This is a genomic window from Lactococcus cremoris subsp. cremoris NBRC 100676 (genome assembly GCF_001591705.1).
GTDB classification, from domain to species: Bacteria; Bacillota; Bacilli; order Lactobacillales; family Streptococcaceae; genus Lactococcus; species Lactococcus cremoris.
Genome location: NZ_BCVK01000023.1, coordinates 21,805 through 36,081 on the forward strand (window position 1 = coordinate 21,805; position 14,277 = coordinate 36,081).

The 14,277-nt window shown below is 33.4% G+C and carries 10 protein-coding genes; 1 reads left to right on the top strand and 9 read right to left on the bottom strand.

The features are described 5' to 3' along the window. Window positions 1-55: 55 nt before the first annotated feature. The 4 genes from LLA01S_RS05600 to ychF all read right to left on the bottom strand — a co-directional run bounded on the left by LLA01S_RS05600 (window position 56) and on the right by ychF (window position 3,011). On the bottom strand, window positions 56-1,048 hold the full coding sequence (locus tag LLA01S_RS05600) for a cell surface protein (RefSeq protein ID WP_228763828.1): 993 nt from the start codon (window positions 1,046-1,048) through the stop codon (window positions 56-58). Next, window positions 1,017-1,169 (bottom strand): hypothetical protein, encoded by a 153-nt coding sequence (locus LLA01S_RS13115; RefSeq protein ID WP_219616998.1) that lies wholly within the window; start codon window positions 1,167-1,169, stop codon window positions 1,017-1,019. The genes LLA01S_RS05600 and LLA01S_RS13115 overlap by 32 nt, the downstream gene beginning before the upstream one ends. Before the next feature lie 291 nt (window positions 1,170-1,460). After that, window positions 1,461-1,784 carry a helix-turn-helix domain-containing protein gene (locus LLA01S_RS05605; protein WP_011834125.1) on the bottom strand — a complete coding sequence of 108 codons (324 nt, stop codon included), beginning with the start codon at window positions 1,782-1,784 and terminating at the stop codon, window positions 1,461-1,463. A gap of 111 nt (window positions 1,785-1,895) precedes the next feature. Beyond that, window positions 1,896-3,011 carry a redox-regulated ATPase YchF gene (ychF, locus tag LLA01S_RS05610; RefSeq protein ID WP_061777965.1) on the bottom strand — a complete coding sequence of 372 codons (1,116 nt, stop codon included), beginning with the start codon at window positions 3,009-3,011 and terminating at the stop codon, window positions 1,896-1,898. Between the two features lie 283 nt (window positions 3,012-3,294). On the opposite strand from ychF, the gene LLA01S_RS05615 reads away from it, so the two are divergent. Further along, entirely contained in the window at window positions 3,295-3,852 is a 558-nt protein-coding gene (locus LLA01S_RS05615) for a helix-turn-helix domain-containing protein (protein WP_011675083.1), read from the top strand. Between the two features lie 7 nt (window positions 3,853-3,859). Here the strand turns inward: LLA01S_RS05615 and LLA01S_RS05620 are convergent, their stop codons facing one another. The 5 genes from LLA01S_RS05620 to dnaA form a co-directional block, all read right to left on the bottom strand. Continuing rightward, window positions 3,860-4,060 carry a DUF951 domain-containing protein gene (locus LLA01S_RS05620; protein ID WP_061777966.1) on the bottom strand — a complete coding sequence of 67 codons (201 nt, stop codon included), beginning with the start codon at window positions 4,058-4,060 and terminating at the stop codon, window positions 3,860-3,862. 34 nt (window positions 4,061-4,094) lie between these two features. Further along, complete coding sequence (gene addA / locus LLA01S_RS05625) at window positions 4,095-7,706, bottom strand: helicase-exonuclease AddAB subunit AddA (RefSeq protein ID WP_021165754.1); 3,612 nt, start codon at window positions 7,704-7,706, stop codon at window positions 4,095-4,097. After that, window positions 7,699-10,998 carry an ATP-dependent nuclease subunit B gene (gene rexB / locus LLA01S_RS05630; protein ID WP_061777967.1) on the bottom strand — a complete coding sequence of 1,100 codons (3,300 nt, stop codon included), beginning with the start codon at window positions 10,996-10,998 and terminating at the stop codon, window positions 7,699-7,701. Before rexB ends, addA begins: the two co-directional genes overlap by 8 nt. A 105-nt stretch (window positions 10,999-11,103) precedes the next feature. Beyond that, complete coding sequence (gene dnaN, locus LLA01S_RS05635; protein ID WP_011834121.1) at window positions 11,104-12,246, bottom strand: DNA polymerase III subunit beta; 1,143 nt, start codon at window positions 12,244-12,246, stop codon at window positions 11,104-11,106. A 156-nt stretch (window positions 12,247-12,402) separates the two neighbouring features. Beyond that, a complete protein-coding gene (gene dnaA / locus LLA01S_RS05640; RefSeq protein WP_011675078.1) occupies window positions 12,403-13,767 on the bottom strand; it encodes a chromosomal replication initiator protein DnaA in 1,365 nt (454 codons plus the stop codon). Window positions 13,768-14,277: the final 510 nt, after the last annotated feature.

Here is a 14,277-nt window from a genome sequence, read left to right on the forward strand (position 1 = left end):
TATTTCTATTGAGTCTTTTACGTTTGCTCTATCTATAGCAATCACTCTACAGTAATTATCCACCATACCAAGCCGTTCCTTCATAGTGCCAACCTGCTCTCACAAGAGAGTCACGTTCAACTGAACTTTGAGTATAAAAATGTGTTCCTACTGTCGCATTGGGATTATAGAGACGATAAATAGGAGTTTCATTCGATGTACTTGAATAAAAAGCTATACCCTCGGCACGCCAACCTAGAGAAACCAGATGAGCTACTTCTGCTTTATTTTCAGTATAAAAATGGTCCCCAGCATTCGGATTATAAACACGATAAACTGCTTGATTATAGACTGTCTTTATTGGAGATTCTTCTGCGACTCCTTCATAGTTCCAGCCTGCCTTCACCAATGAATCACGCTCAAAGGAATTTTCAGTATAAAAATGTTCCCCTGAGTTAGGATTATACATGCGATAGAGTGGGACGGTATGTTCCTTGATTGTTACATAGAAAGTTTGATTGCTATATTTTGCATACATAAAGTCAGGAGAACCATAGCTAGCAGGTGCAATATTTGTCCAAGCATCCGGATATTTACTAAGTAATTCTTTTTTGAAATCACTAGACAGCATATAAGTCAATGCAACTGTAGCTGTTCCAGCTTTTTGAGCAGTATATTGACCAGCTTGTGTTAAAGCTATTGCTCCCGTGAATAGCGAGGGTAAGGTTGCCCCAATAAGATTATTAGTTGCTGTATTTTGATAAAAATTCACAGAACTTTTTGGCGTCATATTATAAATCGGCAAAACTTTAACTTGATTAATAGTCCCACTTTCCCCAACATAAAAACTTTTTGAAACCTTTGAAATATCATAAAAAGGGCTATTTAAATAAAAACCATTGTCCTTATTGTAAACTTCAGTAAAACTTTCACCTGTATCTAATGACTTTGTTGATGCCTGAGCAGGTAGATTTTCTTTGAAACAAACAAGGCTCAAAATTACTAACGAAATTGTTGAAATCATTATTTTTTTATTTTTAGCTAAGACCATACCATGCCACTCCTTCATATTTCCATCCTGATTTTACAAGACTATTCTTTTCTGCCAGACTCGTTGTATAAAAGTGTGAACCAACTTTTGCATTTGGGTTATATAGCCGATATAAAGCCTGACTATTTGAATAGAAAATTTTTCAAATTAACTTCATCTTTATTTGTTATATTCACTTAATCAAATTGATGGGATAATAATTTTATTCATCATTTTTTTTTGCGCTAATTTGAGCGCGTGTAAACTTCTATTTACATTATTACACCTCCTTCTTAACAGAAAATGTTTCCGTTTTCTTATAGTTATACTCTTACGTAACCTTCATGTCAATAAAAAGTTTTGTTTTTTCAATTATTGTAATATTAAGCGAGGTACGGTATTTTATAGCGAACAAAAAGACCCAATATTTCTATCGAGTCGTTAATTATTATCAAAACAAATGTAAAACAAATTTCAAAATAAAAAGTAAGGGAACAATAAAACCCCAACCAACCTTATAAATTAACTTTAAGGTCCGTTTGTCATCAATTTCATGTTTTACTTTTTCTTCCATTTTTTTGTCACCTTTGAGCAACGTGTCCAAAGAACAATCGAAAATTTCACTGAGTAAGATAAGTTGGTCTGTGGTGGGAAGTGATTTTCCTGTCTCCCATTTTGAGATAGATTGACGAGAGATGTGTAGTTCCTTTGCTAACTCTTCCTGACTGAGATTTTTGAGTTTACGATTTTCTTTGATTATTTCGGATATTTCCATGTTGCCTTCCTTTCATGCTTTAAGACTATCGCATTTTTTTGTTTGACTCAAGCATTTTTAGGTTGCAAAAATGCACCAATTCGGTGCATTTCATCATTTCATTTACAAGGTTTACACGTTGAAACGGAATTCCATAATGTCGCCATCTTGACCAACATATTCTTTTCCTTCTTCACGCAAACGACCTGCTTCACGTACCGCTTTCTCTGAGCCGTATTTAAGCAAATCATCATAAGACATGGTCACTGCACGGATAAAGCCTTTTTCAAAGTCTGTATGGATAATTCCTGCCATTTGTGGAGCTTTCATTCCACGTTTGAAGGTCCATGCACGCACTTCTTTTTCTCCAGCTGTAAAGTAAGTCGCCAGACCAAGAAGGTGATAAGCTGCACGAGTCAACATATCAACACCAGATTCTTTTAAACCAATTGCTTCCAAAAATTCTGCTTTTTCATCATCTTCCAACTCTGAGATTTCTTCCTCAACACGAGCAGAGATTACAGCAACTTCAGCATTTTCAGTCGCCGCAAAATCACGAATTTGTTTCACATACTCAATGTTATCAGGTTCGCCAACTTCATCTTCTGAAACATTGGCCACATAAAGAACTGGTTTACTTGTCAACAAGAATAAACTTTTAAGAGCCTTTGTTTCATCTTCATCAAAGTCAATTGTTCGCGCTGATTTTCCGTCTTCAAGAACAGGTTTGAGTTTTTTCAAAACATTAAATTCTGCGACCGCATCTTTATCTTTTGCTGTGCGAGCAATTTTTTCTACACGCGCATAACGTTTATTGACTGATTCTAAATCGGCCAAAATTAATTCTAGGTTAATCGTTTCAATATCAGCCATTGGGTCAATAAAGGCATCTTCACGATTATTTTCACGCATAACATTTTCATCATCAAAAGCTCGAACAACGTGAATAATTGCATCTACTTCACGAATATTAGCCAGGAATTTATTTCCCAAACCTTCTCCTCGAGAAGCTCCTTTTACAATCCCTGCAATATCAGTAAATTCAAAAGTTGTTGGAACAGTTTTTTTAGGTTTAATCAACTCTGTTAACTTATTCAAACGCTCATCTGGTACCTCTACCATCCCGACATTTGGGTCAATTGTTGCGAAAGGATAGTTTGCAGCTTCTGCGCCTGCTTTTGTAATTGCATTAAAAAGTGTTGATTTCCCAACGTTTGGTAAACCAACGATACCTGCTGTTAAAGCCATGTTTTATATTCTCCAAAATTAAGATTAATTAGTACTAATTATACTGTAAATCGCTCAAAAAGACAATAATGGCTCAGAAAATACCAGATAATCACTACGTTTACAAGTTTACATAGTAGTTGTAAACAAGAAATGTTATTGTAGAATCCCTTTAGTTTAAAGGATTGCCACAAAATGTTACCCTAAAATTCCACTTCTGTTCTTGCTTTTAGCTTCGCTTTAGTTGATAATTAAATCAGAAACAAATCACTAAATTAAAATAGTCGTGTTTAAAGGAGATAAAATGCTCGGAGAAAATCTACAGAAAGCTCGTCTTTCTAAAAACCTCACTCAAGAGGAAGTCGCAAAAGAACTATACTTTAGTCGTCAAGCGATTTCCCGTTGGGAATCTAACAAAACTGAACCAAATCTTGAAACGTTAATTGCCTTAGCAGAATTATATGATTCAGATTTATTGGCTTTTGCAAAAGGAATCGAACCTCAAAAACGAAAAAAACATATCAATCTTTTTGCTGGCTTTGGTTTGCTATTTTTCAACTTTGTCCTTGGGGTTTGGTTGATTATTGCTACTGCTCTAATCCTTTTAGCTTTTTATGCGATTGTCCTAGCCTTATTCCTTGCCCCATTTATCATGATATTTGCTGTCCTTACTCATAACCCTCATATTACCTTTGGAAACGTAACAGGGGCAACAGGTTTTAATTGGCCTTACTGGGTAATTGCGATTATCGCTTGTTCACTGATGGTTCTTGTTAGTCCATTTATTTGGCGATTCACAAAATTACTATATTTTTGGCTCCTTAAATATCTCAAGTTTAATCTCAAATCAGTTTATAATTAAAAAGTGCTCACTTGAGCACTTTTTTTATTTTTTTATTGAAGTTAAAACGACTCATCATCACTTCATGGTTGCAGTTTGTACATTTAATTTTGATATCAGCCCCAAGCCTTGTAATTTCCCAAGCATTGGCTTTTTTTCCAGTTGCTTTGACTGTACAGGCATGAGGTTTTTTCATTTCGACAATTGAGCCTATTTTGTAATCTAGCATTGTTTTTCCTCCCTAACAGCTACTTTTTATCTTTCTAGTCATCTAGTTTTTCAACAAAAACTTTTCTGGGTCCTCCTAATAAAATCAGGTACTTGTCAATTTGGTTGACATGATATGCTTTTTGAAGGGCCTCACTGTAAAGATTCATTTGGTCTTTATAACGCTCTTTTATTTCGGAAATTGCTGACACATTTGTAAATCTGTCCGTTTTATAATCAAATAAGATAATCTTGTCAGCAAGTTTCACAAAACCATCACAAATTCCTCGAACAATATATTGTTCTTTTGCAAATTCATCTGTTCTCAACATTGAAAAAGGAGCTTCTTTGACTGTTTTATCCACATTCTCTGATAAAAATTTTCCAAATTCAGTATCAAATAAAGTTAGAATTTTAGTGATATCAATTTGATTTTTTATTTTTTCATCAAATCCCATCTCATCAAGAGTTGCTTGAAAACTAAATAAATCGGCTTGAGAAAAATCAGCATATTGCATAAAGCTGTGTGTTGCTGAACCAATTTCTGCAGCAGTAATTTTCTTAGATCCAAAATCAGAAAAATCCAAGTTTTTTACTCGAACAAACTCACTGACTGGTTGAACTTCACCTACCTGTAACTGCTTCTCGTAGCTGCGTTTTTTTACCTGACTGGGCGTTTGAATGCTTGAAAGTTCTGTAGCAGCTTGATGAGGATACTGATAATTCATGATTTTCTGTGCTTCTTTAATTTCATCAGAAAATGACATGATATTATCAAATTTTTCTGATTCTTCGACCAATTTTTTGAAATCAGGTTGACTTGTAAATTCAAGTTTCTCTGTTTCTAATTCGTCTTTTGTGTAAACATTGAGTTTCATTGGAAGTTTTGTAGCATTTTGAAGAGCCAATATCCAGTGTTGAAAACCACGACTTGAGTTGCGGAACTTATCAGATAGAATTTTTCCATCCAAAGTAGCAGTATCATAAAGTTCAAGTCCTGCTTTTTTATCTGTATCCTTAATTTTTCCGACAAGATAGAGTTTTTTCTTTGCACGAGTAAAAGCTACATAAAGCACCCGCATTTCCTCTGAAAGTGCGGCTCTTTGTTTTAAGTCTTTATTTACCATGTAGGGAAATGTTTCCATTTTTACCAGAGCATAAGGAAAATCTGTAATGACATCAGGTTCTGCTTTCAAATCTGCAATATATTTCATACCCAAACCATGCTCGCGGCTTAAAATGACATCTTCTTTCAGGTCACGATCATTGAAACGAGACTGTAAGTTCATCAAGAAAACATAATCAAATTCAAGTCCCTTAGATTTATGAAAAGTCATGACACGAACAGCATTTTGAGGAAGTTTAATATTGACAGAAGCTAGGTCATTATTTTGTTCCATAAATTTATTGATAAGTCTTACAAATTTAAATAAGCCTTTGTAACCGGAACTTTCATAAGATTCTGCTCGAACAGAGAGAGCTTGTAAATTTGCCTGCCGCATTTCCCCATTTTTCAAAGCTCCTACATAATCAAAATAATAGGTTTCTGTATAAATTTTCCAAAGTAAGCGATGAATTGGAATTTGGTTGACAAGTTTACGCCACTCTGTAAACTTTTGATTGAATGCTTTCAATTTTTGTTCTAATGACAGATTTATAAGTTCAGGATTTTTTCCTTCTTTTTTTAATGACAAGAGAATTTTATCCCAAAAACGAAGGTCACGGCTTCCTTGAACACTGATGCGAGTCAATTCATCTTCATTAAAACCAAACAAAGGAGACCTCAGCATCGCAACCAAAGATAGATCATAGAGTGGATTATCAATTGCTCTCAAAACATCGAGCATGATTAAAACTTCCATTGATTTCAAAAAATCAACTCGTCCTTCGTCAAGAATAACTGGGATATCATAACTGAGTAGAATATCCTCAATCTTATTATTATTAGATTTAGAACGGACTAAAATTGCGATATCTTTTGGTTCAACTCCAGATTCAATCAGTTTCTTTATTTCTTGTGCTGCCCCTTTGATTTCTCCATCCGAAATTTTTACTTCCGAGTCTTCTATTTCTTCCTCGCTTGTATTCTCTTTATACAAAAGAAGCTCTGGATAAAAATCTTTCTCCGCTTCCACTGGATAATCAGAAATATTCCCCTGAACTAAGGCCTCTTCTTTTCCATAAGTCATTTCACCTAATTTTTCATCCATTAGGTGTTTAAAGATGTCATTTGTGAAATTTAAAACCTCACCCCGTGAGCGAAAATTTTCTTTCAAGCGAATCAGTTGATTAGGATTTTCTGCTTGATCATAACTTTTATATTTTTCTAAAAATAGACCTGGGTCAGCTAGGCGGAAACCATAAATCGACTGTTTAATATCCCCTACCATAAAAAGATTATGGCCATTAGAAAGAAGTTCGAGCATTCGTTCTTGTGTATGGCTAGTATCCTGATACTCATCAATCATGATTTCATCATAATGCTCGCGTAAATTTTCACGAATATCTGGATTTTCTTCTAAAATTTCAATGGCAAAATGAGCAATATCAGAATACTCAAAGGCATTTTCATTTTTCTTACGCTCTAGATAAGTTTTATAAAACTCAATAATGAATTTTTGTAAATCACTGGCAATTTCAAAAGCTTGTTTTTGATATTTTTCTATTAATTGGCCATGTTTGATTTTATCAACAAACTTCCGAAGTTCTCCGGGTTTTGATTTTGAACCTACTAAATCTTGTTTTTGAGCTGAAAAATCTTTTTTTAAGGCAGAAAGTGTTTCATCTTTTGAAGAACCGACGCGAATATCAGTATCTATTGATAAAAATAAGGCTGTGAAAGTTACAAAATCTTTTTTACTTATTGCTTCTAAAAGTTCATTTTTATTATCTAAAATTAGATTTGCCTTATCACGACCAGCTCCTTTTTTAGCAATCACACCATTGGTCAGTGAATTTTCTAGCAGCTCAAAAAATGTCAGTAAATTTTCTTTTACATTCACTGTAAAATCTTCCGATAAGTCTGTCAGTGATTTATAAGTCTCAAAACCTTTTAAAAATTGATTTTCTAACCAACTTATTGGATTTTCAGTTGCTGACGCAAAACGATAAATGGTGTAAACTACCTTCTGAAACCCAAGAATATTCCTGTCCTTAGAGAAATTTTTTATCAATTTTTCAAATTTATCTTTTGAAATATTTAAGCTTTCATCAGCTGATAAATAAGACTCAACCAATTGTTCAAAAACTTCTTGTCTAATCAAGTCGCTTTCTGTTTGGTCAGCCAATATTCGAAAATTTGGATCAATATTTACACGGTTAAAATTAGCTTTTGTCAATTTTTGAGTAAAACTATCCATTGTTCCAATATCTGCGTTTGAAAGATTATGTAAAGCAAGTGTCAATCTGTGAGCTTCCTCATCATCAGAACTTTCTTGACGCGCTTTTTTCAAATCTCTTTCAAGTCGCATTCGCAACTCACTAGCCGCTTTTTTAGTGAAAGTTGAAATAAAAAGTCGATCAATTTCAATACCTTGTTTGACTTTTTCAACAATTCTTTGAGCCATAACAAAAGTTTTTCCGGACCCAGCACTAGCTGAGACTAATATATTTTTACCTGAACTATGAATGGCTTCATTTTGTTCCGGAGTTAATTTTACTTCACTCATCTCGCCCTTCTCCTTTTAATTCTGCTAGGATTTCTGCTTGGGATTTTTGTCCGATTTCACGGCTGTGCTCATTCATATGAATATTTGCTTCAAATCGACAAATCGATTTAAGAGGACAATATCGACAGCCGCGGACATTACCTGACTGATCAATCCCTTCGGAGCGTTTCATTATTGGATTGATTGCAATTTTTCCATTTTTCAATCGCTGACCAGCTGCCCGGTAATGTTCCTCATTTAATTTTAAAAGTTGCTCAAATTCTTCTTCATTATAACTATTAGTATTTTTTAAAGCAATATTTTCAATACCTTTTATTTGCTCAGCTGCATCTTCTAATACTAATCCATCATAACGCATTGATTCTTTCAAAATGTTAGCAATTTCCGACAACTGATTAATTTCTGATAGGTTAATCGGTTGATTTTTAAATTGTAAATAAAGTGCACCCCAGATTTTTTGATTAGGAAAAGCTTGTTTTATCACATCTAAATAGGTCATAAATTGTAAACTTAGTCCATCATAAGCCTCTTGCAATTTAAATGAATGAGCACTTGATTTATAGTCAATCACTCCTAAGTAATCTGTAGAAAGTTGGTCAAGACGGTCAATTCTTCCTCGTAAATAAATATCATCAACTGAAAAATTTCCTAACTCACTTTTAGATAAACCAAAACTACTTTCTGTCAGTAAAGTTTTTAGTTCATCAGTAGATACAGTTGCTTTCAAAACAGTCGCCGTTTGCCTGACAATCTCTTCTAAATTACTCCAAGTAAATCTTGCCGTTGCATCTTGTGTAAAATAGCGTGAATAGTTTTTGTCAACTTCTTGTAAAACAAGTGTCAACTTTTCATCAAAATTTTCTGCTGATAAGTCAGTCTCTTTCATGACTTTTTCAAAAACTTCATGGAAAAAATTCCCAACAATTTTAGAATTAATATCAATATTTTCAAAAGTTTCCAGACTTAGTGTATTCTCTAAAAAGTACTGATATTCACAATTGTAAAAACGTTCAAAAGAACTGACAGAAGCATAAATTTTATCACCATAAATTTGTTCAAGTGTGTCTGGTGCCAAATTTACAGTGTCAATATCTTTAGCTAAATCGAGTAATATTTTTTGAAAATCAGCATTTGATTTCACTAATATTCGAAAAATACTAGACCAAAAAACTCGCTTATCCTCATTGGTTTCCTCAGATTCAACTAATTCACGTTCAATTTGTCCAATCATGGCAATGACCGAACGGCTATTTCCAATGTGTTCTAGACTTTCAAAAAGATTCACTCCTTGAATTTTTTGAAGGATTTTTTCATCAGCATCTTTTAAAAATAATTGAAAAACTGGAGAAAATTCTCCCTGTTCATTGGTCATAATCTGTGGCATTGACAAAACTAAACTCTCTTTTGCCGAGTTAATCAAAGACAAGACTGTAAACTGATTTTTTTGATAGTTGGCAACATTAAGTTGCTCAATAAATTGATTTTCATCAGTTGTCTGATTAATTTCTAATCGCTCTTCATCTGATAAGAGCGTCGAATTTTTCTTTATTCGAGGGAAATTCGTTTGACTTAAACCAATAGCATAAATATACTTATTTGTTTTGGGTTCAACAAGTTCATAGTCTTTAACATTAACAACATCAACATTTGCTGGAATTTGACGATATTTTGCATTTTTCAAACCAGCCAATAAGATATCTAAAAACTCTACACTTTTCAATTTCTCATCAGAAAAAACAGCGAAGAACTCATTCAGCGTTGAAATTAACATTTGCCAGACTTGTTCATGTTTATCAGCCATTTGATGTTCATTTTGTAATTCGGCAGCGGAAAAATAGGCATTCATATTTGCCATTACATTTCCATTTTCAAGTAAAGCTTGTAAATCAGAAACCCATTTTTTTCCTGTTTTTTGTCGATTATTCCCTAAAAATACTTGTAAAGGAGATTCACTTCCAAGTAGTTTTTCCCGCATTTCATTAACTAATTCAATTTGAGAAAATTCACTTTCATTAAATTCTTCTGTAAATTTCTTGCGACCTGAAATTTTATACTTTTGAACATAGTATTCAAAGTAATCAATAACTTCTTCATCAAGGTTGACATCTGTGTAAACTTTACTTTTTAAAAGATTGACAACATCATCCGTTCGATAATTATTTTTTTTGATGGCAAATAGACTTTCAAAAAAGATCACTAAAGGATGCTGGCTCATGGATTCTTCTTGAGCATAGAAAAATGGAATCTCATAGAGATCAAAAATTTCTTTCAAAGTAATCTCATAAGCTGCTGGATCACCAACTAAAACAGTAAAATCTTTGAAAAAAGCCCCTTGGCTGATTTTTTGTCTAATTTCCTTAGCCACTCGTTCGATTTCAACTTTTTGATTTTCAGCTTCCCAGATTCTAAAATACTTTTCATCTTCTGCTTTTAATTCAATTTTTTCATCAGTAATAACAAAACGAGAATCTAAATCAAGCATTCTTGTCAACTTACTGTAAACTTCGTTGACAGATGAAGAAGCTATTTTTCTTAATTCTACTGGATATTTATTTCGAAAGCGAGTAATCATCTGACTCGTTCCCACGTAAATTGTCTCCGAACCAGCTGTCAGTGAATTTTCATCACTATAAGTTCCAACAACAAAGCGGGCAACTTTCTCTTGAATACTTTCAATAAATAACTCTTCTTCCGCAGAAAATCGAGTATAACCATCAATGATAATTGTTACATCTTTAAGCTGCTGATCAAATTCTCCATCAGCAAGTCGATTTGTAAAATCTCCAAATTCTGAGTAATTCGCATATTCCACAGATAATTCAGCTTCAAATGTTGTTAGAATTTTTTTCAATTCTTGATTCTTAGGATTATCTGGCAAATTTTCTACTGACAGATTGGCTGTCAGCAATTCTGCTCTCAATTGAATCAGCATCTCTAAAAATCCGGCTGAATCCTGCAATGAAAAATAAAGCGGAATTTCATCTTTTTTAAAACTTCTCAAAATACGCCGAAAAAGCATCGAAAGCCCCACCGTGCCTAACTCTGTTTTCATTGTTGCTTTTTCACGCTTGTCAAAGTAATAAGGCAGTTGTTTAAACCGCGTAACAAGTAAATCAAAAACTGCTGTATCACTACCTTTTGCTAATCGTTCTAATATTTCTTTCTCCTTCTCAAATGACATTGAAGAAGGCACAATGTAATAAACTTTCCGATTTTTTTCAAGTTCTTCAAGAGCAATTTCTAATAATCCCTCCGTCAAATCTTGTGTAATTTCAGTATATAAAATTTCCATAAAAAATAGACCTAACTTTCGTTAAGTCCATTATAACAAAATCTAAATTTACTGACAGATATTTTCGTCAGTAAATCTAAGCTGACAAAAGAGCTGTCAGTAAAATTAATTTGTACGTACTGGTGTAATCAATTGAACAAATCCAGATTCTTCATTCCGTGGTTGCAAAGTGAACGGACGAACGTTAGAAATGAAACGAATTCGTACTTCTGGTGCTTTAATCACTTTCAAAGCATCAATCAAATACTCAGGATTGAAACTGATAGATAAATCATTACCTTCTTTTGATAAGGCTGTCAGTTCTTCATGAACAGAACCTACTTCAGGAGAGTTTGCTGTGGTTACGACAGAATCACCTGAAACAGTCAATTTTACTGTTCCGTTGGTTGTCATTACTGTCAATAAACGTGCACGATCCATTGTATGACGCAATTGCGCAGCATCAAAAACCAAATCTAAAGTATAATCGGCTTCATTTGGAATCAAACGATTAGTATCAGGATAAGAACCCTCAATCAAACGACTATAATAACTAATTGTTTCATTTTGGAAAAGCATTTGGCTTCCACTGATGAAAATTTCAATCTCTTCTTCATCATTTGTGAAAACATTTTTAAAACTATTAATTGATTTACTTGGTAAAATTACATCAAATTTTAAGTCTGTATCTTCTAAAGGCAATAAACGTTGGCTCATTCGATGTGAGTCAGTTGCTACAGCTTTTAATTCACCCGTTGACAAAGTTTCTAAGTGAACCCCTGTGAAAATTGGACGATTTTCTTGAGTACTTACAGCAAAAACAGTCTCTGTGAAAATTTCTTTCAAAACTTTCACTTTCATTTTTAAAGAAGAACCTTCAGAGATTTCTTGTAAATGCGGATAAATTTCAGAATCTAAACCTTTTAAAGTAATTTCTGATTTACCAGAAGTCAACAAAACTTGTTTTTGTTCTTTTTCAATAAATTCCAAAGTAACTTCAGGAAGTTGACTTACTACATTTTCAAAGAAAGCAGCTTCTAATAAGACAGAACCAGTTCCTGAAATAAGCATACTTGCATCTTTATTATCAGCTGGCAAAAAGTTTTTGATTGAAATTTGACCATTTGAACCAATCAAGGTAATTCCTTTTTCTTCAACTTCAATTTTTAATTTTGTTAAAGCAGGAATTGTAACTTTAGAACCAATTGCTTGTTTGGTAATTTTCAAAGCATTTTGAAAGGCAGTTTTATTAATTGAAAATTTAATCATGATATTCCTTTATAATTTCTTTTTATAAATATAATAGTAATAGTAGTAGGTCCTGTGGATAATCTGTATAAGACAAATCCTCTTAGAGGCGTAAGGTTTTCCCCTGTGGATAATTAAAGAATAAGGCTTTTATAAGTCCGTAAGTTTTCCACAGTTCTAAAATTTACGCTTAATGCTATCAATATCTTTTTGGACATCCATATCATTTTTCATTTTATCTGAAATTTGCTTATAAGCATACATTACTGTTGTATGGTCACGACCTCCAAAAGCAGTTCCAATTGCTGGAAGGCTCGTACCTAAAAGTTCTCTGACAAGATACATTGCAATTTGTCTAGGAAAAGCAATCTCTTTAGGGCGTTTAGGTCCGACAAGGTCGGAAAATGAAATATGATAATAATTTGCAACTTCATCTTGTATTTTTTTTATAGTCAGATTTGATAGAGATTGTTGAGTTGCATTTTTTAAGGAACGAAGAGCCTGACTCGCTGTCTCAATATCAACTATTGAAATCCCATTAGCACGAGCCACAAATTCTACTCGATTAAGAGCTCCTTCAAGTTCACGAACGTTTGAGTCGATTTGACCAGCGATATAAGATAAAGTCTCACTAGGAAATTCTAAATGGCTTGATTCTGATTTTATCAGTAGAATAGCCATCCGTGTTTCATAGTCAGGGGCTGTAATATCAGTAGTCAAGCCCCAAGAGAAGCGTGAAACCAAACGATCTTCCAAGTTATTTAATTCTTGAGGAATGCGGTCAGAAGTCAAAACAATCTGAGAGCCTTTATCGTAGAGTGCATTAAAAGTATTGAAAAATTCGTTTTTCGTACCTTCTTTATCACTGAAAAATTGAACATCATCTAATAGAAGTAAGTCTAAGTTACGATAAGTATTCTCAAAACTTTCCATCTGATTTTTACGTGTTGCATTAACATAATCGTTAACGAAATTCTCTGACGAAACATATTTGATTCGAGCTGTAGGATTATCAGTTAAAATCTGATTCCCAATTGCATGCATCAAATGGGTTTTACCTAAACCAGCGCCACCATAGATAAACAAGGGATTGTAAGTATCACCAGGTTTATCAGCAACAGCAATTGCAGCGGCTAAAGTCCAACGGTTACCAGGACCTTGGACAAAGTTTTCAAAATTATATTTCTCATTAAGTCCACTAACCAAAGGGGAAGTAGGCTTCGCAACGGAAAGAGGTTCATCAACCGGTGATTGATTATTTAAACGACGTAGTTCAATATCAGTAAGTTCATCATTCGCATAAAGTTCATAATCAATCATCCGACCAAAGACTTCAAATCCTGCCGTTGTGATCAAATCGGACTGTTTTTTCCAATAATCTTTTTTCATTCCACTATCAAGCAAGATATTGGCAGTATCTTGCTCGACAGACATTAATTGAGCAGGCTCAATAAAAAAATCATAAGCTTGTTTACCGATACTCTGCCTAGCCAGCTCGGTTACACGGGCCCAAAATTTTTGATTTTCATTAAGGGATGCCATATTACTCCTTTACTTTTTAGTTTGTTGATAACTCATTATATCATTTCACTTTATATTTTTCCACAGTCTGTTGAAATTAACAAAAGAAAGTTTTCCACCATCTGAAAAAGTTATTAACAAATTTGTGGATAATGTGTAAAAAATTTTTTATCCACAGGAAATAGCAAATGATAGTAATGTTTTTCAGACTTATCCCCAGAGATAAAAATAGCAAAATTAAGAGCAAAATACCTGTGGAAAACAAAAAAATTAAAAAAGATTAATCACAGCTTTTTGACAAGCTCAACCCATTTTGTGGATATATGCTAAATCAACGAAACTATCAGCTTTATAAGGAGTAAATTATCATAATTTTAACTTTCTACTATATAAAAAATAAAATTTAAGCATTAAAAATCGAAAAGACTGCTACAAAAAAATTACTAATCTAGGAAGACAATCTAAAAGAAAAGGGATATTCTATGAAATTTATGAAGGTTTCAGCACTAATTTAATTAGAAAATAAAAAAA

Excerpts from the sequence above, each read along its gene's own strand:
- LLA01S_RS05600 (WP_228763828.1), bottom strand. The coding sequence starts at position 1,048 with ATGAAGGAGTGGCATGGTATGGTCTTAGCTAAAAATAAAAAAATAATG.
- LLA01S_RS05605 (WP_011834125.1), bottom strand. The coding sequence starts at position 1,784 with ATGGAAATATCCGAAATAATCAAAGAAAATCGTAAACTCAAAAATCTC.
- ychF (WP_061777965.1), bottom strand. The coding sequence starts at position 3,011 with ATGGCTTTAACAGCAGGTATCGTTGGTTTACCAAACGTTGGGAAATCA.
- LLA01S_RS05615 (WP_011675083.1), top strand. The coding sequence starts at position 3,295 with ATGCTCGGAGAAAATCTACAGAAAGCTCGTCTTTCTAAAAACCTCACT.
- LLA01S_RS05620 (WP_061777966.1), bottom strand. The coding sequence starts at position 4,060 with ATGCTAGATTACAAAATAGGCTCAATTGTCGAAATGAAAAAACCTCAT.
- addA (WP_021165754.1), bottom strand. The coding sequence starts at position 7,706 with ATGAGTGAAGTAAAATTAACTCCGGAACAAAATGAAGCCATTCATAGT.
- rexB (WP_061777967.1), bottom strand. The coding sequence starts at position 10,998 with ATGGAAATTTTATATACTGAAATTACACAAGATTTGACGGAGGGATTA.
- dnaN (WP_011834121.1), bottom strand. The coding sequence starts at position 12,246 with ATGATTAAATTTTCAATTAATAAAACTGCCTTTCAAAATGCTTTGAAA.
- dnaA (WP_011675078.1), bottom strand. The coding sequence starts at position 13,767 with ATGGCATCCCTTAATGAAAATCAAAAATTTTGGGCCCGTGTAACCGAG.